At 66.0% G+C, this 20856-nt stretch carries 15 protein-coding genes; 7 read left to right on the top strand and 8 right to left on the bottom strand.

Annotated elements, in window-relative coordinates:
- Positions 1–280: 280 nt before the first annotated feature.
- From K1X74_06835 to K1X74_06820, 4 genes are all read left to right on the top strand, one after another.
- A complete protein-coding gene (locus K1X74_06835; GenBank protein MBX7166048.1) occupies positions 281–445 on the top strand; it encodes a hypothetical protein in 165 nt (54 codons plus the stop codon).
- A 77-nt stretch (positions 446–522) separates the two neighbouring features.
- Positions 523–1398 carry a hypothetical protein gene (locus tag K1X74_06830; GenBank protein MBX7166047.1) on the top strand — a complete coding sequence of 292 codons (876 nt, stop codon included), beginning with the start codon at positions 523–525 and terminating at the stop codon, positions 1396–1398.
- A 40-nt stretch (positions 1399–1438) separates the two neighbouring features.
- The gene (locus tag K1X74_06825) at positions 1439–3811 is read left to right on the top strand and encodes an arylsulfatase (GenBank protein ID MBX7166046.1); all 2373 of its coding nucleotides are present in this window, start codon (positions 1439–1441) and stop codon (positions 3809–3811) included.
- 347 nt (positions 3812–4158) lie between these two features.
- A complete protein-coding gene (locus K1X74_06820) occupies positions 4159–4422 on the top strand; it encodes a hypothetical protein (GenBank protein ID MBX7166045.1) in 264 nt (87 codons plus the stop codon).
- 119 nt (positions 4423–4541) lie between these two features.
- Here the strand turns inward: K1X74_06820 and K1X74_06815 are convergent, their stop codons facing one another.
- From K1X74_06815 to ilvN, 4 genes are all read right to left on the bottom strand, one after another.
- On the bottom strand, positions 4542–5489 hold the full coding sequence (locus tag K1X74_06815) for a radical SAM protein (protein ID MBX7166044.1): 948 nt from the start codon (positions 5487–5489) through the stop codon (positions 4542–4544).
- 66 nt (positions 5490–5555) lie between these two features.
- Positions 5556–5834: a hypothetical protein gene (locus tag K1X74_06810; protein ID MBX7166043.1), complete on the bottom strand. Its 279-nt coding sequence runs from the start codon at positions 5832–5834 to the stop codon at positions 5556–5558.
- A 155-nt stretch (positions 5835–5989) separates the two neighbouring features.
- A complete protein-coding gene (ilvC, locus tag K1X74_06805; protein ID MBX7166042.1) occupies positions 5990–6994 on the bottom strand; it encodes a ketol-acid reductoisomerase in 1005 nt (334 codons plus the stop codon).
- Positions 6995–7099: 105 nt separating this feature from the next.
- Entirely contained in the window at positions 7100–7633 is a 534-nt protein-coding gene (gene ilvN, locus K1X74_06800) for an acetolactate synthase small subunit (GenBank protein ID MBX7166041.1), read from the bottom strand.
- A 234-nt stretch (positions 7634–7867) separates the two neighbouring features.
- Here ilvN and uvrA point away from each other — a divergent pair, with 234 nt between their 5' ends.
- From uvrA to ilvB, 3 genes are all read left to right on the top strand, one after another.
- The gene (gene uvrA / locus K1X74_06795) at positions 7868–10726 is read left to right on the top strand and encodes an excinuclease ABC subunit UvrA (protein MBX7166040.1); all 2859 of its coding nucleotides are present in this window, start codon (positions 7868–7870) and stop codon (positions 10724–10726) included.
- Positions 10723–12867, top strand: coding sequence for a hypothetical protein (locus tag K1X74_06790; GenBank protein ID MBX7166039.1), 2145 nt, complete (start codon positions 10723–10725; stop codon positions 12865–12867). The genes uvrA and K1X74_06790 overlap by 4 nt, the downstream gene beginning before the upstream one ends.
- 279 nt (positions 12868–13146) lie before the next feature.
- The gene (gene ilvB, locus K1X74_06785; protein ID MBX7166038.1) at positions 13147–14877 is read left to right on the top strand and encodes a biosynthetic-type acetolactate synthase large subunit; all 1731 of its coding nucleotides are present in this window, start codon (positions 13147–13149) and stop codon (positions 14875–14877) included.
- Positions 14878–14982: 105 nt separating this feature from the next.
- On the opposite strand, the gene K1X74_06780 is transcribed toward ilvB, so the two are convergent.
- The 4 genes from K1X74_06780 to K1X74_06765 all read right to left on the bottom strand — a co-directional run bounded on the left by K1X74_06780 (position 14983) and on the right by K1X74_06765 (position 20703).
- Positions 14983–16407 (bottom strand): DUF1501 domain-containing protein, encoded by a 1425-nt coding sequence (locus tag K1X74_06780; protein ID MBX7166037.1) that lies wholly within the window; start codon positions 16405–16407, stop codon positions 14983–14985.
- Positions 16408–16521: 114 nt separating this feature from the next.
- Positions 16522–17526 (bottom strand): WD40 repeat domain-containing protein, encoded by a 1005-nt coding sequence (locus K1X74_06775; protein MBX7166036.1) that lies wholly within the window; start codon positions 17524–17526, stop codon positions 16522–16524.
- 57 nt (positions 17527–17583) lie between these two features.
- Positions 17584–18885 (bottom strand): DUF1501 domain-containing protein, encoded by a 1302-nt coding sequence (locus K1X74_06770; GenBank protein ID MBX7166035.1) that lies wholly within the window; start codon positions 18883–18885, stop codon positions 17584–17586.
- A gap of 30 nt (positions 18886–18915) precedes the next feature.
- Positions 18916–20703, bottom strand: coding sequence for a DUF1549 and DUF1553 domain-containing protein (locus K1X74_06765; protein ID MBX7166034.1), 1788 nt, complete (start codon positions 20701–20703; stop codon positions 18916–18918).
- Positions 20704–20856: the final 153 nt, after the last annotated feature.

Here is a 20856-nt window from a genome sequence, read left to right as displayed (position 1 = left end):
GGCGGCGGCCGCCCGGCGCCGCGCCCGGCGTCACGGCCAGCATCTCGCCCCGCGTCTCGACCCACGACGCGGCCCGTTTCGCGGCCGCAATCTCGTCCCCCGGGACATCCTGTCTCCGGCGGACGTGGCGGGGCCGGCAATCTCGCGGGCGGGAACTTGGGTGCAAATCGCCCGAGCCGCCCGGGCAATCTGCCCGCACCCACCCGGCCCTCCAAGCCGGGCGGCGCATTAGCGGATCGTCGCCCCAGTCCCGGTTCGGCACCACATTTTGGCGGCGGCGATGGCCTCGGTCGGCCCGGCAACGGCAACCCGGCAGGTCGTCCCACGACGCTGCCCGGTCGCGTGCCCGGTGCCGGTCGGCCTGGTGGCGATCGACCCGGCTTGGATCGGCCTGGCATCGATCGGCCGGGAGCAGGGCGACCCGGTACCGGACGTCCTGGCGTAGGTCGCCCCGGCGACGTCGGTCGGCCGACGACTTTGCCCGGCAGGGTACGGCCCGATCAACTCGGGAACTTTCTCGGCATGGACGGCCTGCGTCCCAACGCGCAGCGACCGCCCTGGCAGAACCTGGGCCCGGATCGCATCGGCCAGATCAACAATCAGTGGAACACGGCGATCGGCAACCACTTCAACAATTTCAACGTCAACAACTGGAACAACCTGCATCCCGATCGCGCCGGCTACTGGAACGGTTGGGCCGACGGCGTGCGCCGCAACTGGGCCACGACGTTGCCGGCATACCGGCCCTGGTTTAACGGCTCGTGGTGGGCGTCGCATCCCATCCACCACGGCTACTGGCACTACGGTTACATGAATCGTCCGTGGCGCTATTGGTGGACGGTGCCGACCTGGGCGGCGGTCACCTCGTGGTTTCCCAGCTATGGCTGGTCCGACAACGGCTACTACTATGACTATGGCACCGGCGGCAATGTCGTCTATCAAGACAACCGCGTGATGTGCGACGGCGAAGACGTCGGCAGCGCCGAGGAATACTCGCAGTCGGCTGCCGATCTGGCGGCCGTCGATCCGCCGGCCGACGACCAGGCAGCGGCCGATTCCGAGTGGTTGCCCCTGGGCACCTTCGGGCTCTCGACCTCGAAAGACGACACCGACCTGACGCGCGTGTTGCAGTTGGCCGTGAACAAACAAGGCGTCGTCAGCGGCACGATGTACAACACCAAGACCGACGCCACCTACACCTTGCAAGGGCGCGTCGACAAACAATCGCAACGCGTGGCGTTTTCCGTGGTCGATCGTCCCAATTCGGTGATCGAAACGGGGCTCTACAACCTGACGCAGGATGACGCGCCGGCCCTGATCCACCACGGCAACAACAAGACGGAGCAGATTCTCCTCGTCCGCATGGAGGCTCCGGAAGATACCAGCCAGGAATTTTAGGCGCAACGCTCGTCGCACCCTTGCACCCGGAGAATCCCACTTGAACCGTATCCTGCTTGCCTCGTCGGCGGGCCTGCTGGCTTGCTGCGTGTTCGCACCGCCGCTGACCACCGCACCGGCCCAGGCCGCCGAAGCCGCGGCCGGCACGCCCGACGTGCTGCCACGGCCCGACTTCCGGTTCCCGGGCAAGGTGGGCCGCACCTACCTCGAATCCGACCCACCGCAATTCCCGCAGCCGATCGAGGCGCCCGCCGGGGCGCCCAACGTGTTGTTGATCCTGCTCGACGATACGGGCTTCGGTCAGTATTCGACGTTCGGCGGCGGGGTACCGTCGCCCACGCTCGACCGCCTGGCGACCGAGGGGTTGCGCTACAACTGCTTCCACACCACGGCCCTGTGCAGCCCCACGCGCGCGGCCTTGATCACGGGCCGCAATCATCACTCGACCGCCACGGGCGTGATCACCGAAGCGGCTACGGGCTACGACGGTTACACCTGCGTGTTGCCGCGTAGTTGCGGGACCATCGGCGAGGTGCTCCGTCAAAACGGTTATGCAACCGCGTGGTTTGGCAAGAACCACAACACGCCGGCCTGGGAAACCAGCGTGATCGGCCCGTTTGACCGTTGGCCCAACGGCTTGGGCTTCGATTATTTCTACGGCTTCAACGGCGGCGACATGAACCAATGGGACCCGGTGCTGTTCGAAAACCGCAACCTGGTGCCGCGCGATCCGAATCCCAACTATCACCTGACGGAAGACCTGGCTGACAAGGCCATCGCCTGGGTCCGCCGGGCGAAGAGCATCTCGCCCGATCGCCCATACTTCCTTTACGTGGCCCCCGGCGCCAATCACGCGCCGCACCACGCTCCGCAGGATTGGATTGACCGGTTCAAGGGTCAATTCGACGGGGGCTGGGATGCCTATCGCGAAGCGACGTTCCAACGCCAACTGAAGCTGGGTGTCATCCCGCCGGGCACCAAGCTGACGGCCCGCAGCGAGGGGCTCCCGGCCTGGGACTCGTTGTCGGCCGACCAGCGACGCGTGTATGCCCGGATGATGGAGGTCTTCGCCGGCTTTGCCGCGCACGTCGATCATCACATGGGCCGGATCGTCGACGCCGTCAAGCAAATGCCCGATGCGGACAACACGATCATCGTCTACATCGTCGGCGATAACGGGGCCAGCGCCGAGGGCGGCATCGAAGGGAGCCTCAACGAAAACTTGTTCTTCAACGGCTACCCGGAGTCGTGGAAAGACAACTTCAAGCACATCGACGAACTGGGCGGACCGAAATGGTTCAACCATTTTCCGTGCGCTTGGGCGCACGCGATGAACACGCCGTTTCAATGGACCAAGCAGGTCGCCAGCCATTTCGGCGGCACGCGCAACCCGCTGATCGTCTCTTGGCCGGCGAAAATCAAAGAGCGCGGCGGCGTGTGTTCGCAGTTCCTGCACGTGATCGACCTCGTACCGACGTTGTACGAGGCCATCGGCATCACGGCCCCCAAGGAACTCAACGGCATCGAGCAAAAGCCGATCGAAGGCACGAGCTTTGCCGCCACGTTCACCAACCTGAAAGCTCCGGAGACACGGCCGACGCAATACTTTGAGCTGCTCGTCAATCGTGGCATTTACCACGAGGGTTGGATGGCCTCGAGCCGCAGCTTTGTCCCCTGGTCGCCGGTGCGCGGCAAGTTCGATCCGCTTACAGCGCCGTGGGAGCTGTATCACGTGACCGAAGATTTCTCGCAAGCCAACAACGTCGCCGCGAAATATCCCGAACGCGTGAAGGAGCTCGAGGCATTGTTCTGGAAAGAAGCCGAGCGATATCAGGTGCTGCCGCTCGATTGGCGCGCCGTCGAACGGCTCAACGGCGAGTTGCAACACCGGCCGAGCCTGGCCGGGCATCGAAAACAGTACACTTATTACCCGGGCCAGGTCGCGCTGCCCAGCGGCGCGGCGCCCCCCGTGTTGAACAATTCTTTCTCCCTGACGGCCGATCTCGATCTACCCGCCGGAGGAGCAGAAGGCATGATCTACACCCAGGGCGGGCTGACCGGCGGTTTCGGGCTCTATCTGCACCAGGGCAAGGCCCACTTCGTCTATAACCTGCTCGCGCTGGACCGGTTCACGATCTCGTCGTCCGCGTTGCCCGCGGGCAAGGTGCGCATCGAGGTCGATTTCGCCTACGACGGCAAACCCGGCGAACTCGGCAAATCGGCCACGGTGACGCTGCGCGCCAACGACAAAGTCGTCGGCACCGGCAAGTTGCCGCGCACGATTCCGCTGGTCATGTCGCTCGGCGAAGGCGTCGATGTGGGCCTCGACACCGGTTCGGCGGTGTCCTTCGACTACGAGCTGCCGTTTGCCTTCCAAGGCACGATCGAGCGCGTCACCGTCGAACTGAAATAGCGTCGCTGGCGCGGCTCTACAGGGGCGTCGCTGGCGCGACGATGTAAGCACTTGAATCTTTTTCAATGCAGGCCTGACCGCTGCGCGCGAACTGCAGCGGGCCGCGCAAAGCTTACCGGCTAGGCAGCCGCTTCCGACGTCGGCGCAAAGCCCCATCGCAACGCGGCTTGAAAGCCGCCGGGAACACGCCGGTCTTTTTTCAGGCTCCCGGCACACTGGTTGCTCTTCTGACGAACGGCGGCCGGTCAACCCCTGGCCCGCCCATCCCGTCCCCCGGGGCGTTCGAGCCCTGACGTTGCGATTGATCTGCTTCCCGCTCCGTTCGGAGCTTACCAGGAGTTCACATCATGGTGCATGCGCATGTCTGCGTTCTGGTCGCCGACGAAGATGAATTGGCCCGCGGCGTGAGCGAGCCGGCGCTGCGCGAGGTCGCCCCTTGGACCGATCCGCTGATTTCCCAATTGCTCGTGGGCCGCGGTTGGCGGCTGCCTCTGGCCGACATGCTGGCCCGCTACGAGGACACCCCGGGAGAACCCGTCGTCGTCGATCCGACGCGCTGCGAGCTGCGCAGCGATGAGCCGCGGCTACGCCGCGACTGGGATCGCGCCTGAACCGCCGCCACGCTCAGACGACGTCCGAATCGTCCCCAACGACAACCCGGGAGTGCCCCAAGATGCGGCACCTTTGGACCACGACGGTTGATTGGCTGCGCTCGCGGCGCAGCCGCATATCACTGGCCCGCGCTCGCGCCGTAATACCCTTCGACCGCCAAACCCGTCCGCGTGCGAACCCGTTCGACGATTTCGTCCACCTGCGCGTCCGCCAATGGCGCGACGAACGACTCGGCCGGCTGTCGGGCGACCGTATAGATCTGCACGAGCCTTAATTGGCCTCCGGCGGCGATTTCGGCGAGACGATCGCAGAAGGCGTCGAGCTCATTGGCCGAGGGCGGTTGGCCGTCGAGCAGCATGAACAGCGCCTGAATCGTCACGGGCCAACGCTGGGCCGTGGCCGTGATATTGGCTAACACTCTGGCCAACGGCACGCTGGTGCGCTCGACGCGCCGGTAGTAGGCCTCGGTGCCCGCTTCGAGCTTGGCCCAAATCTCGCCGCCGGCGGCCATCATCGCTTCGAGCCCCGCAATCACCGCTGGCCGGTGCAACATGGTGGCATTCGTGATCAGCACCAGTTTCACCGCGCCGAGCGCGCGGCGCCGCTTCAACTCGACAACCTGAGTCATCAACTCGGCAAAACGGCGATAAGTCGTCGGCTCGCCGTCGCCGCTAAAGGCGATGTCATTCAGCCGGCGCAGCTCGGGCGGAGTGGCGGCAAAGCGCGGATGTGCGAAAAGCTGTCCGCCAAGCACCAGGTCGAGCGCCGCCTCCAACTCGCCCAGCAACTGCGCTTCGTCGACTTCGCGAACCGCCGGCGGCGTGCTGCGATCGACCTGGCAATAGACGCAATCGAAGTTGCAGACCTTGTCGGGGTTCAGATTCACCCCGATTGAAACGCCGCGGCTGCGGCGGCTGACCACCGGGTAGACGTAGCGAAACTGCTCGAACAAGCGCGGATGCGTCGTGAAGAGCGACGCGACTTGCGCCGGCAACTCGGTTCCGGCCGCCGGTTCCTTGCCGCGCGGCAAGGTGGGCCGCTCGGTGCGATCATCGGCTGCGCCCATGGCAAACCTCGGCGCCCGATCAACCCCGGGCAGCGGAGTGGCCGCCCCGTGCGAGCCCGGAGCGTCTCAGGCCCGATACAATTCCGTCCACTCGTCGATGGTGACGGTGGTCAACTCGCCGTCGTCGCGTTTTAACAAGATCAAGTCGCTCCAGACCTTGTCGTCAACGTTGCGGCGATTGTGCAAACCGTGGCGGCGGCGGTCGGTAGAGACCACCGTGCCGCGGGTCTCAGTCTTCCAGGTCTTCAGCCCGACCTTGACTTCGTGCACCACGCGCACGCGATCGCCGGGCTTGAGCTCGGTGAACAGCCGACGGGTCGCCAATTCAAACGTCGTTTGCGGCATCGTTCGATTCCTGGGCCGAATCGTCGGGGTCGTCGATCTCTGTCGGTACGCGTCCCGATCCTCGTGTTATTCTCCGGCTACCGCTCCCCCAGACAAGGGCAAACTCTGACGAGTGCAAACCAAAACAAGGGCAATTGCCCCCCCGCAGCGAGCGCTCACACCACCTTGGCGTTGATCCACGACATCAGGCTCCGCAGCTCGCGGCCCACCGTTTCGATGGCGTGACCCCGCTCGCGGCGGCGTTGGGCCTTGAATGCCGGGGCATTGGCCTTGTTTTCCAGGATCCATTCCTTGGCGAACTGGCCGGACTGGATCTCGTTGAGGATTTTCTTCATCTCGGCCCGGGTCTCGTCGGTGATGATCCGCGGACCCCGGGTGTAGTCGCCGAATTCGGCCGTGTTCGAGATGCTGTATCGCATGTAGTTGAGCCCGCCCTGGTAGAGCAGGTCGACGATCAGCTTCAGCTCGTGCATGCACTCGAAGTAGGCCATCTCGGGCTGGTAGCCGGCCTCGACCAGCGTCTCGAAGCCCGCCTTGACCAGGGCGCTGACGCCGCCGCAGAGCACGACCTGCTCGCCGAACAGGTCGGTTTCCGTCTCTTCGGCGAACGTGGTCTCGATCACGCCGGCGCGGGTACCGCCGATGCCCTTGGCATAGGCGAGGCCCAACTTGCGCGATTGCTCCGAGGCCCCTTCGCTCAGCGCGATCAGGCACGGCACGCCGCCGCCACGTTCGAATTCGCTGCGCACGAGATGCCCGGGACCCTTCGGGGCGACCAGAACGATGTCGACGCCCTGCGGTGCCACGACCTGGCCGAAGTGCACGTTGAACCCGTGCGAGCACATCAAGATGCTGCCCGGCTTCAGGTTGTCGCGCACGCTGCGGTTGTAGATATCGGCCGCGACCTCGTCGGGCAGCAGCATGTTCACCATGTCGCCCCGTTTCGTAGCCTCTTCGACACTCACCGGCTCGAAGCCATGCTTCTTGGCAAGGTCGTAATTGGCACTGCCCGGCCGCTGGCCGACGATCACGTTGCAGCCGCTGTCGCGCAGGTTCTGGGCGTGCGCGTGCCCTTGCGATCCGTAGCCGAGAATCGCGATCGTCTTTCCCTTGAGCAGCGACAGATCGGCATCGTTGTCGTAGTAGATCGTTACGGGCATGGCAGAATAATTCCCATCGCTAAGGTGATTGACCCGGACCAGGGGTGCAGGCTGCCGGTCACTGGCCGAACTAGCCGTCGCCGCCGCGCCGGGATTGTGTGCCTGTCAGCCTTCGCGAACCTCGGCCGGTTCGCGGGCATCGCGGCGGGCGGCATCGCCCAGTCCGCTGCGGACCATCGCGATCCGCCCGGTACGCACCAGTTCGCAAATGCCGTACGGCCGCATCAGTTCGATAAACGCACCGATCTTGCGCTCCTGGCCCGAAATCTCGACCGTCACCTCCTCGGGGCTGACGTCAACGATCCGGCCGCGGAACACCTCGGTCAGCTCTTTCACGGCGCTGCGGGCAGCGCCGCTGGGGGCCGCGACCTTGATCAGCATCAGGTCGCGCTCGACGAAGTTTTGCGAGCTGATGTCCATGACCCGTACGACGGTCACGATCTTCTCGAGCTGCTTGCGAACCTGTTCCAAGAGGCTGTCGTCCCCCTCGAGCACGACCGTCATCCGTGAGAGGTGCGCGTCCTCGGTTTCGCCCACCGCGAGGCTCTCGATGTTGTAGCCCCGCGAGGCCAGCATGCCGGAAATGTGCGCCAACACCCCGGGCACGTTCTGCACGAGGGCCGATAACACGTGGCGCATGGACAACTCCCTAGAGAAACAGAGGAAAGGGTGATAATAATCGGCGCGCCGCAGGCGGACAAGGGCCCGCGCAACGGCGCAGCCCGAGCCCGAAATACCTTGGGCGCCGGCAATTGCGACACAGACCGAACGGCCCGTGTTCGCGCGGAAGTTGTCGCTGGACGAGGGCTCTGGTAGCTTCGCAAGTTTGTGACCGTGCCGGCACAGGCTCCCTGGTCCAACGACCCCGCCGCGATGTCTACCCGAACGACGCAAGGCCCCCCTGCTTCCGCGCCCGCCGCCCCCCCGGAGCCGGCTTCTCCGGGCGCCAACGGCAGCCCCGAGGCCATCCGCATTCGCGGCGCCCGGGTCCACAACCTCAAAAACATCAGTCTCGATATCCCCCGCGACCAGTTGGTCGTCATCACGGGCCTGAGCGGATCGGGCAAGAGTTCGCTCGCCTTCGATACGGTCTACGCCGAGGGCCAGCGCCAGTACATCGAGAGCCTGTCCACCTACTCGCGCCAGTTTTTCCATCAACTCGAACGGCCCGACGCCGACCTGATCGAGGGCCTGCAGCCGACGATCTCGATCGACCAACGAGCCGGCAGCCACAATCCGCGCAGCACGGTCGCCACAGTCACCGAGATTTACGACTACTTGCGGCTGTTATTTAGCCGCGCAGGCGAGGCGTTTTGCTATCGCTGCGGCGAGCCGATCCGGCAGCAAAGCCCCCAACAGATCCTCGACCTGATCCTGGGCTTTCCCGAGGGCACCAAGGCGATGCTCTTGGCGCCCCTGGTCCGCGGGCGCAAAGGGAGCCACGCTGAGGTCTTCGAATCGATCCGCAAGGCCGGGTTCCAGCGGGTCCGCGTCGATGGCCAGGTGCACGACGTCGAGGCGGTGCCCGAGCTGGTGCCGCAGCGCGCTCACGAGATCGAGGCCGTGATCGACCGTATCATCGTCAAGCCGGCGGCGCGCTCGCGGCTGGCCGAAAGCCTGCAACTGGCCATCAAACACGGCGAAGGCGCCGTAGTCATCACATCGCAGAACCCTCAGGGGGCATGGATCGATCGTCTGTTCAGCACGGAGTATGCGTGTCCCAAGTGCCAGCTCAGCTACGAAGAGCTCGAGCCGCGGACGTTCAGTTTCAACAGTCCTTACGGCGCCTGCCCCACGTGCCAGGGACTCGGCGGACAAGTCGAATTCGATCCCGAGCTGGTGATCCCCGACCCGAGCCTGTCGATCGCCGGCGGCGCGATCGCACCCTGGCGCAACGGGGCCCTGCCCAAGCGGCTGCGCACGCTGATCGACGAACTGCTTGCCGGCGGCGGTGCGAGCTCTCAGGTGCCCGTCGCCGATCTCAAGCCCAAGTTGCTCGACAAGCTGCTCCGGGGCGACGGCCAGAGTTGGCCCGGCGTGCTGCCGCTGTTGACCCAACAATACGACGCCAGCGAAGACGATCAGCGCGAGCCGCATGAGGCGTTCCGGGGCTGGGTGGCGTGCCCCGACTGCGCAGGTTCCAGGCTCCGCCCCGAGGCCCGGTCGGTGCGGATCGGGGGCCGCGCCATTCATCAATGCACGGCCGAAACCGTGGCCGCGGCCGAGGCGCTGTTTACCGAGCTGAAATTCCTCCCGGAGCATGCGCCCATCGCCGAGCCGCTCGTGCGCGAGGTGCTCGCTCGCCTGCGGTTCTTGCAAAAGGTCGGGCTCGGCTACCTGACGCTCGATCGGCGCGCCGACACTCTGAGCGGCGGCGAATCGCAGCGGATTCGCCTGGCCGCCGGTATCGGTTCGGCGCTGGTCGGCGTGTGTTACGTGCTGGACGAACCGTCGATCGGCCTGCACCCGCGCGACAATGGCCGCTTGATCGAGGCCTTGCGCGAGCTGCAGCAACAGGGCAACTCGGTGCTGGTCGTCGAACATGACGAGGCCCTGATGCGCGAGGCCGATCATCTGATCGACCTGGGGCCCGGCGCCGGGCTGCACGGCGGCACCCTGGTTGCTCAAGGCACGCCCGTCGAGGTGATGGCCGACGCGCGCAGCATCACCGGCCAATACCTGACCGGGGCGCGGACGATTGCGGTGCCTCCCGCGCGCCGCAAGGTCTCGTTCAAACGCGCCATCACGCTCGAAGGCGCGTCGATCAACAACCTAAAGCAGATCACCGTGCGGTTTCCGCTGGGGGCGCTGGTCTGCGTGAGCGGTGTGAGCGGCTCGGGCAAGAGCTCCCTGCTCAACGAAACACTGGCACCCGCCTTGACGCGACGGTTGGGCGGCGTGGCTCCCAAGCCCGGCGCGCACGACAGCCTGCGCGGCGCCAGCCTGATCGACAAGCTGGTCGTCATCGACCAATCGCCCATCGGGCGCACGCCGCGCAGCAACCCGGCCACATTCACCGGCGTGTTCGACGAGATTCGCAAGATGATGGCCACGACCCGCGAGGCCCGCGCCCGGGGTTACAAGGCGGGGCGGTTCAGCTTCAACAGCAAGGGCGGCCGCTGCGAGACCTGCCAAGGGCAGGGCGTGCAGCGCCTCGCCATGAACTTCCTGCCCGACCTGCACGTCACCTGTCCCGAATGCCAGGGCGCGCGTTTCAACCGGCAAACGCTCGAGGTCCGCTACAAGGGGCGCAATATCGCCGAGCTATTGGAACTGCGGATCGACGAGGCGGTCGAGTTCTTCGCCAATTTCCCGGCCATTACCCGCGTGCTCGCCAAGTTGCACGACGTGGGCCTGGGCTATTTGACGCTCGGCCAGGCCTCGACCACGCTGTCCGGCGGCGAGGCCCAGCGGATCAAGCTGGCCACCGAGCTGGGCCGCACGAACACCGGGAACACGCTGTACATTCTCGACGAGCCCACCACAGGGCTGCACTTCGACGACGTGCGCAATCTCCTCGCCGTGCTCAACCGGCTGGTCGACCTGGGCAACACGGTGCTCGTCATCGAGCACCATCTCGAAGTGCTCAAGTCGGCCGATTGGATCATCGACTTGGGCCCCGAGGGCGGCGCGGCGGGCGGCCAACTCGTCGCCGAGGGCACGCCCGAGCAGATCGCCGCGTTGGCCGACAATCACACGGGCAGGTTCCTCCAACCCCTGCTGGCGTCATGACCACGGCCGTCGACGAACGCCCGCGCGGGCGCATCGAGCGCTGGATGGCGCACCCGGTCAGTTGGCTGGCCTGGTTCGCGCTGCTGGCGATCTGGCGCTCGCCCAACTTCGACTTGCCACCCAATTACGGCGCCACGCTCGCCATGTGCCGCGAGGCCGATTACCTGGCTCGCACCGATTTCGACTACTACGCGCTGCGCTATGCCGAGCCCACGCATTACCAGCACGGCAACCGGGTCTACATGACCAGCTTCGTGCCGTCGTTGGTGGCCCTGGGCATGCGCTTCGCGCCTTCGCCCGCGACCAACCTGATCTGGTTTCACTGCCTGGGAATCGCCGCGGCCACGGTCATCGGCGTTGGTTCGACGGCCCTGGCCGCGCGGTGGGTGCATCCGGGCGTGGCGCTGCTCGCGACGGCCACGGCGCTCACGTTTCCGGCCATGGTGGTCCAGATGGACAACGCCGGCATGGACTTGTTCCTCGGTGCGTTTGTCGTCGCGTCGGCGCTGGCCGTGGCGCACGAGCGCTGGTTGCTGGCCAGCTTGCTCATCGTGCTGGGCTTCCTGGCAAAGTCGACCGGCATGGTCCATACGCTGGCCCTGGCATTGTCCTTGGCCTGGCTCGCGCTGTGGGGATGGCGCGGTTCCCCGGCGCGGCGCCAGACGGCGCAGCGCTTCGCGGTCGTGCTGCTCGCCGCAGCGCTGGTCGGCCAATATGCGCTGATCCGGTGGGGCGGCACGATGAATGTCCTGTTCAAAGACCTCGGCGCCGAATCGCGCAGCAAGGGTCTGGCCGAAGTGCTGCTGTTCACGCCCGAGTTCGCGGCGTTGAGTCTCGCGATCCTGGGCTGGTATGCCTGGCGCTCTGCGCGGCTGGTGCTGGTCGCCCGGCGCGGGCCGGAGACCTGGGCCGCCTTGGGCCGTGAGTTTCACGCCGACCGCGTCGCCCTGGTGCTGGCGGTGGGGTTGCTCGGCATGTACCTGGCCGGCGAATTCTTCGAAATCATTCCCCGCTACCAGGCCAGTATGATTCCCGCGGCCATGATCCTGCTGACGATGGCCGTGCGCCACTGGTCGCCGCGCTGGGCCGCGGCCTGTTTCGCCCTGCTCATCGTCGTCAATCTGACCGACGTCGAGCAGCGGTTCTGGCGCCACTGGGTCGAATCGGGACTGCGCCGCGGCGCGCTCGAAGCAGGATATGACCAATCGTCGATCGTGCGGACCGACACCGGGCGTAGCCGGGCAATCGCCGAGAAGTATCGCGACTTGCCCTTGCTTGCGATGGGCTTCTATGAGAGCTATCTCATGTTGCCCACGCACGGTTGCGTCGAGCGACCTCTGCAAGGTTATGCCGTCGACAACAATCTGGTGCCGGGTCTGAAGAACCGCATCGATTTGCTGATCGACCAGCCGGACGACGTGGTGGTCGTCGTGGCTCCCATCGCGCTGGCGGGCGAGCCGCGCGTCCCCGATCCCGTGCCCGGCGACGAGATCCTGTTCCGCGAGCCGGAGCCCGACGGTTCGTATGCCTATCGCAAGCGCTGGAGCAATGCCGACGCGCGCCGCGGTGAGATCCTCGACTGGTACCTCAGCTGGCTGCAAAACCGGGTCGAGCCCGAAGTCGTGGTCGCCGCGCTGTTGCGCGCGGGCCGCGAGGCCGACGCCTGGAGCTTTGCGGCGCGGCGTGAGGCGACCGCATCGACCACGCTGGCCAAGGCCGGCGGCCTGCTCGTCGAGCGCGGCGACCTGCCGCTGGCAGACAAGGCCGTAGCGGCCGCACTGGCACGCCAGGCCGACAATGCCGATGCGGTCTTCATTCTGGCACTGATCCAGTTGCGCCGGGGAGAACTGCAGGCGGCCGTCGATTCGCTGCAACGGTCATTGGCGATCGAACCGGGTCATGAGCACGCCGCCAAGGTGCTGGCCTCGATCTTGCTCCAGGCGCGGCAGCCGGCGAATGCCCTGGCGGTGCTGCGCTCCGCGACTCGGCACAACCTGACCAGCCAGGGACTTTGGGAAGACTACTTGCGGCGGCTGCAAGAGCTACTGTCCGACCCCCAGACCCAATCCCTGGTCCGTGCCGACGAGATGGAACAGGCCGAGCAGCGGCTCGAGACAATCATCCGGGAAACTCCCCCCTAGCCTGCCGCCGGGCGTCGAGAGGTCGGGCCGAACCTTCATCGGCCCGCGAATGTCGAGGTAAACTTGACCTGCGGCAATCTCGGCCAGCGGTTCGGTTGAACCCCCCCGAGAACGGCCCTAGGATAGGGTGTTTCGCCCGTCCTGCCGGGCGGAACGGGCCGCGGTCCTGGCGAGGAGGGTCGCCGGGAACCATTGGGGCTCTGTTCAATATTTGATGGGTCTTTGCAAGGGAACACTTACACCGTGGCTACCATTTCGCGCTCGACCGAAACGGAACTCATGTCAGGCGCCGACATCGTCGTGCAGTCGCTGGTCAACCACGGGGTTGAAGTGATCTTTGCCTATCCGGGCGGCGCCAGCATGCCGCTGCACCAGGCGCTCACCCGGTATAAGGACCGCATCCGCACGATCTTGCCGCGCCACGAGCAAGGCGGCGGCTTTGCGGCCCAAGGCCTGGCCCGCTCGACCGGCAAGCCGGGCGTGTGCATGGCCACGAGCGGCCCGGGCGCGACGAATCTGGTGACGGCCATCGCCGACGCCAAGCTCGACAGCATCCCGCTGGTTTGCCTGACCGGCCAGGTGCCCACGCGCGTGATCGGCACCGACGCCTTCCAAGAAACGCCGATCGTCGAGATCTGCCGCGGCATCACCAAGCATCACTACCTGGTCACGCGCGTCGAAGACGTCGCGCGCGTCATGCGCGAGGCTTTCCACGTCGCCACGACCGGGCGCCCGGGCCCGGTGCTGGTCGATCTGCCCAAGGACGTGCAACTCGCGACGACGGTGCCCAACTTCGACGCCCCGATGGACCTGCCGGGCTACCGCGTCATGCGCCCCACGGCGCGGCCCGAGCAGTTGGCGCAAGTGGCCGCGGCGATCAAGCGTTCGCGCCGTCCGGTGATCTACGCCGGCGGCGGCATCATCACCGGCGAGGCCAGCGCCGAGCTGCAGGCCCTGGCCCGTAAAACGGCCATTCCGGTCACGACCACCTTGATGGGCATCGGCTGCTTCCCGGGCGACGATATTCAGTCGCTCGACATGCTGGGCATGCACGGCAGCGTGTATTCCAACTATGCCGTCGATCAATGCGATCTGCTGTTGGCGCTCGGCGTGCGATTCGACGATCGCGTGACCGGCCAGGTCTCGGCTTTCGCCAAGAACGCGAAGATCGTCCACATCGACGTCGATGCCTCGGAGATCAACAAGAACAAGGCCGCGCACATCCCGATTTGCAGCGACGTCAAGTATGCCCTGACCGAGCTGAACAAGATCGTCGAGGCGCCGGACGATCTCTCGGACTGGTACGCCCAAATCGCCGAGTGGAAGCAGAGCGATCCATTCACCTACAACAAACAGTCGGAACACATCCTGCCGCAGCACGCCATCGAAACCCTGTGGCAGATCACCAAGGAAATGGACCCGGTGATTTCGGTCGGCGTCGGCCAGCACCAGATGTGGGCCGCCCAGTTCTACAAGTTCCGCAAGCCCCGCACCTGGCTCTCCAGCTCGGGCCTGGGCACGATGGGCTTCGGCCTGCCCGCGGCGATGGGTGTGCAAGCGGCCTTCCCGGGCCGGCTGGTCGTCGACATCGACGGCGACGGCAGCATGCTGATCAACATCCAGGAACTGGCCACCTGCTACTGCGAGAACCTGCCGGTCAAGGTGCTGCTGTTGAACAATCAGCATTTGGGCATGGTCGTGCAATGGGAAGACCGGTTCCACGCCGGCAATCGGGCGCACACGTATCTCGGCCCGATCGACAATCCCGAGGCCGTCGGCCAGGGCGAAGGTCTTGGCCCCGACCAGCGTTATCCCGATTTCGTGACGATCGCCAAGGGTTTCGGCTGCGGCGCGGCCCACGTGCAGAAGAAGGCCGATCTGGCCGACGCGATCCGCGCGATGCTCGCCTACCCGGGTCCCTACGTCCTCGACGTCGCCGTGCCTTACCAGGAACACGTGTTGCCGATGATTCCCGCCGGCAAGACGGTGCACGACCTGATCAAGGCGTAGTGAAAAGGCGTAGTGAAGTAGTGAAGCTGATCAAGGCGTAGAGAAGCCCCAACTGTGGGATAACCTCCCGCAGTCCGTGCGGTAGCGTCCAGGATCGGGTAGCCGTTAGGCCAGCACGCTTTCGATCGGCCGGCCGCCGTGGGCGATTTCGACGGGGCGGCCTTGCGCGTCGCGGACGCGCATCGCCGGGTCGATGCCCAGCAGGCGATAGATCGTTGCACAGACGTCGCCGGGGCTGACCGGGTCGGTCTTGGGGAATGCGGCCTGCGCGTCGCTGGCCCCGTGGATCGTCCCGCCACGGATGCCGGCGCCCGCCAGCAGGACCGAGTAGCAATGGGTCCAATGATCACGGCCGCCCTTCGCGTTGTGCCGCGCCGTGCGGCCGAAATCGCTCATCACCACCACGAGCGTCTCGTCGAGTAGCCCGCGCGCGTCGAGATCCTCGATCAAGGCGCTGTAGGTCAGATCCAACTGCGGCAAGTTGTAATCGCGCAGCACGCCGGCGTTGCGCTCGTGCGTGTCCCAGCATTCGTACTGCAATTTCAACCGTTCCCAATAGCAGTCCCAGGTGACGTTCACGAAACGCACGCCGGCCTCGACCAAGCGCCGGGCCACGAGCGTGCTCGCGCCGAACAACGAGTTGCCGTAGCGCTCGCGCAACGCCGTGGGCTCCTGGTCGAGGTCGAATGCGTCGCGCACGCGCGACGACAACAGGATGTCCCAGGCCTGGCGCTGCTGCCGGTCGAACTGCGCAATGGCCAGTTGCGGCTCGATTTCACGGCGCGCATCGTCGATCTGCGCGAGCAGGTCGCGCCGGCCGTCGAGCCGGTCGATCGTCATGCCGTCAAGCAGCTTGCTGTTAGGCAACACCGGCCGGCCCCGCAGCACTTGGGCGTGGTACGGCGTGTCCGGCGGGTTGTCGACATACGGCTCGCACTCGGTGAACAGCGGGTCGAAGCGTTTGCCCAAGAAGCCGGCGTAGGGTCCCGGGCGGCGAATGGCCTGCCCCCAGCCCAGGTAGCACGGCAGGTAGAAATAGGCCGGCGTGTGCGGATCGTCGTTGAGATACTCGCAGATCGAGCCCATGCTCGGCGGGTAGCTGTCGCGGGTCGAAACGATATCGGGCAGGACTGCGCCGTAGCCCGTGTAGCTGGGCAGCGTGTTGTGGCAGCCGCCCGTGTGGTTGACGGTCCGCACCAGCGCCGCGCGATGCATCCACTGCGCTGTCCGGGGCAACAGCTCGCAAATCTCCACGCCCGGGGCGCTGGTGGAAATCGGGCGGAACTCACCGCGGACTTCCTCGGCAGCCTGAGGCTTCAGATCGTACATGTCCTGCGTCGGTGCGCCGCCGAGCAGGTACAGCACGATCACGCTCTTCGCCTTGGGCGGCACACCGGGCGCTAATTCCTGGGCGCGGAGCAGATCGACCAACCCCAACCCGCCCAGCGCCGAAAGCGCTCCGACTTTGAGCGTTTCGCGCCGCGAGATGCCGTCGCAGCAGTGCCGCCGACTGCCGAGCATGGTCCACATGGCACGACCTCCCGTCATCGTGACTCCCGCGGAAAACCCCGACGCCCCCCGATCGTACAAGGCCGCGCGTGTCGAAGCGAAACAATTCTCAGCCGGTCGGCGCCGCAGATGGCGCTAGGCCGGCGCCTTGCGCAGCTCGTAGATCCGCGCCACGCCGTCGTGCTCGGCCGTCGCCACGAGCAGGCCGGCCGGGTGCAACGCCAAATCCCGGGCGCTGGCGGCCAGCTTCAGCCGGTGAAACTCGAACTCTTCCTCGGGCCGCCAAAAGGCGAGAAAGCCACCGGCGCTACCGCCCAGTGCGCCGATCAGGTAGCCGTCGGGATGATAGGCCACGTTCCAGAGCACATCGTTGATCGCTTCCTTGATCCGATGCACCACCTTCTGCTGGCCGGCGGCAAAATCGAACGTCGCCGCGATGGGCTGCCCGAGTCCGGCAAACGCATTGGTGACGTTCGTAATTCCCGCGCAGGCCAACAGCGCGCGGTCGGCCCGCAGCGCCATTCCGCGCACGCCGCCGATGTCGGCGCGAAAGCCTTCGTCGTATTTCCACAGCACGGCGGCGTCGAGCTTGCGCGTTTCGCTGCCGGCGGCAACATCCCATTGCCGGACGACACCCTTGAGATCGCCCGATAGCAGCGACTTGCCGTCGCTATCGAAGAGCAGGCTGTAAACGTGCGATTCGTGGCCGGGCAGTTCGCGCACCAAGGTGCCTTCGCCGAGCGACCAGAGCCGGACCACCAGATCGTTGCCGGCACTGGCCACCAGTTGCCCGTCGGGACTGACGGCCACGGCACGAATCCAGCCGGCATGCGCATCGAGCGCCCTGCTCGGTTGCGGCGCCGGCGCGTCGGCCGGCCACCACAGCAGCCGCCCGTCGCAGCCGCCCGAGACGAGCGTCTTGCCCGAGGGATCGATCGCCAGCGCGAGCGGCCAGCTTTGATGCCCGGCGAGCGCGATGTGCTCGTCGCCGTCGAGCCGGAAGCGGCGCAAGGTGTTGTCTTGAGCCGCGGCGAAGAGAAACTGCCCCGCCGGATCAAACCGGCAAGCCAGCAGCGGGCTGCCGTGCTTCAACTCTCGCAGCACGTGCGTCTGCGTCGGATCGGTCGCGGGGGCCTGCATCGGCGATGCTCTTTCTTCGACCGACTTAGCTGGGGATCGCCTGCCGGGCGCAACGGCTCACGCCAGAACCTCTTCGATGGCATGCGCCGAAGGATCGGCGATGGGCAGCGGTCGTCCGTTGATCGTGAACGACTCGCGCGAATCGAGACCGAGAGCGCGAAAATAGGTGTGGAACAAGTGCCCGCCGTTCACCTGGCCATCGACGACTTCCGTGCCGCGGTCGTTCGTGGCGCCGTACACGCCGCCGGAGTGCAGTCCGCAGCCGGCCAGGGCGACGCTCCAGGCCTTGCTCCAGTGATCGCGGCCGAACAGGTGGTTGATGTTCGGCGTGCGGCCGAACTCCGATTTGACGACGACCAGCGTCGAATCGAGCATGCCGCGCTGGGCCAGGTCGTCGATTAACGTGGCAAAAGTGCGGTCGAACTCGCCGAGCTGTTCGATGTGGAAATTGAAATTCTCGTTGTGCGTGTCGTAGTTCGAGTGCGAGACTTTTACGAACGTCACGCCGTTTTCCAGCAGCCGCCGCGCGAGCAGGCAATGCCGGCCGAGGTCGTGGTTGCCATACCGCTCCTGGTCGGCGGCCGGCTCCTTCGTGACGTCGAACAGCTCGCGCTTGCGCATCAGCGCCGCGGCCTGGTCGTAGGTGGCGCTGTAGGCCTCGGTCTCGGCCGTCCGCCGGCGGCGCGAGAAGTGATCGTTGACCTGACCGCGAAATGAATTCCGCGCTGCATCGGCGGTTTCGGTAATCGCTTGCGGCAGCACCGTGTTCTGCGGCGGCGCGCCGTTACCCAGCGTCACCGAGCCGAACCGTGGCCCCAGGTATGCCGCCTCGCTCGCGGCCAATCCCCCGCCGCCGCCCGGCGTGATGTGAATATAACCGGGGAGGCTGGCGTCGGCCGGTTCGAGCAAACGCGCCGCGAGCGAACCAAAGTGCGGATACTCGATCGATGGCTCCGGCCGGCGGCCGGTGTGCATGATCTGGTACCCCTTGCCGTGGTCGTCTTCGGCGGTGTTGACGCCGCGAATCAACAGCAGCCGGTGCATCTGTTGCGCCGTGTGCGGCAGCAGGTCGGCAATCTGCACGCCGGGCACGCTCGTCGAGATCGCTCGCGTGGGCCCGCCGGTGTCGGTGCCGGGCTTGGGGTCCCAAGTCTCCAATTGGCTCACGCCGCCCGACAGCCAGATCACCAATACCCGCTTATGCGCCTTGGCGATCTGCTCGGCGATCGCCGGCCGCACGAACGTCCCCAACCCCGCGGCGGCCAGACCTCCGGCCGAGAGTCCGGCGGCGACGCTCCCCAGGAATTGACGACGGGCCAGCAGATGATCCGCAGTGCCGCAGGCATAGGTGCACTTCATGATCGAACCTCCTGCAAACCGGATCGGGCGTTAGTGATTGAATCGAAACTCGGTCGAAGTCAGCAGCCCCCAGGCCATTTCCTGGATCGCGACGGTGCGGTCACCGGGGCGCGCCGCCAAGTAACCGACCACCATCCCGCGCTCGGCATCGTCGGGATGCCGCGCCAACACGCTCAGGTACAACTCGTCGGCCAGCGCCGAGTTATCCGCGATCGCGGCCAGCCTGGCCGTCAGATCGTTGCCGCCGGGGGTCAGCCAGCTTTGCAGCACGCCCGCGTTGGCCAGGAACAACGCCTGGTGCACGGTCGACTGGCTGTTGTCCTGCGGGCTGCCGGCCGGCAATCCGAACAGCGCCGTGAAACTGCCCAAGTTCGGTGCCAGCCGGGCATACAGGGCCCGTTCGAGCAGATCGTCGCGCCGCGCAGCCTCGTCGGCCGTGAGCGGCAGCAAGTCGCTCAGCTTGGGATCGACCGTGGGAAACTCGCTGGCCACAGCGGTACGCTGCACGTCGGTCTGACCCGTGGCTTGCAGCAGCGCAAGTCCTAGCTGTTCGGGCGACAGCGGCTTGAGCGGAGCGACGCCGTAACTCTGCGGCGGCAGCGAATCCTCGGATTGTCCCGCGGGGAGCTGGCTGGTGCGTTGATAGGTCTCGCTCAACGCGATCTCGCGCATCAACGACCGCACGTTAAAACCCGACGCCACGAGCTCGTTGGTGAGCAGCGCCAGCAATTCCGGATGCGACGGTGGATTGTCGGCGTGATGCATATCGGGCGGATGCACGATGCCCCGGCCCAGCATGAAGGCCCACAGCCGATTGGCCAGGTTGCGATTGAAGGCCGCGTTCTGTCCGCCGCAGGCATCGTGCGCCAACTGCTGCCGGCGGCTGAAACGCGGGACCGGCATCACGCCGTCGGCCGGGGCGACGACATGCTCGCAGCCGGCCAGGTACTTCGGCTCGGCCGGTACCGATCCGCCGGGCAACTGCGGAGTGGCCTGAGCCGATTCGCCGGTGAACACCGACTTGAAGGTCACCGGCTCGGACGCGCCCTTCTCGGCGTAAAACACCTTCTTGGCCTTGTCGGTAAACAACACGCCGCGTTCGAGGTAGGCCAGCAGGCCGTAATAGTGCGCTTGCTCATAATCGTTGACCAGCGGATGGTCGTGACACTGCGCACATTGCAGGTCCATCCCGAACATCAGCCGGCCAACGTCGCGGACCAGCAGGTTCGTGTCGCCATTGCGATCGAGATAGAACTTGGCCGCCGGCCGCGCGACCGGATCGGTGCCGTCGGCACTGAGGATTTCGCACAACAATTGGTTCAACGGGCGGTTTTCGCGAAACGCGGTCCGCAGATATTCCTGCCATTCGGGCGCGGCCACGTTCGCGTCTGGACGGCGTTCCATCCAGGTCACGTCGAACCAGGTGGCCAGACGCCGAGCGTGCTCGGGCCGCTCCAGCAATTCGTCGATCAGCCGCACCCGCTTGTCGGACCGCTCGTCGGCCAGGAAGCGTTGGACTTCGTCGAATGCAGGGACCGACCCCAACAGATCGAGATAGATGCGCCGGACGAACTCCTCGTCGCTCGATCGTTCGGCCGCAGGCGCCGGAAGCGCTTGGGCGATCATGTGGTCGATCTGCTCGTGGAGCGGCGCCGTCGAGGGAGTTGGCGTGCTATCGGCGGCCCGCGCCAAGGGCACGGCGACGGCAAGACAAACGAGTAACCACGCGACGAGGTCGGCTCGCGGCGCGGCGCGCCCGAATCCGATCGTGAGCCAGGTGCTCAATCGCGCCACCCGGCGTGAACGAGGCCACGGCATACGCAATTCCCGCGTGTTGGTGGGGCAGGGCTTGGGTGGGGGGGTTCGCGGCCCGGTGGGCCCAAGTGCCCATCAGCGGCCGCTGCTCCGGTTACTCCTGGACCCGTTCAAGGCCAGAGGTCGCACGGAGCCCATCTCGGCGGAGTGCGATCC

It is taken from the genome of Pirellulales bacterium (assembly GCA_019694435.1).
Classification (GTDB): Bacteria; Planctomycetota; Planctomycetia; order Pirellulales; family JAEUIK01; genus JAIBBZ01.
The sequence above is the reverse complement of the archived record's forward strand: the minus strand, read 5'-3'. Positions and strand labels throughout refer to the sequence as shown.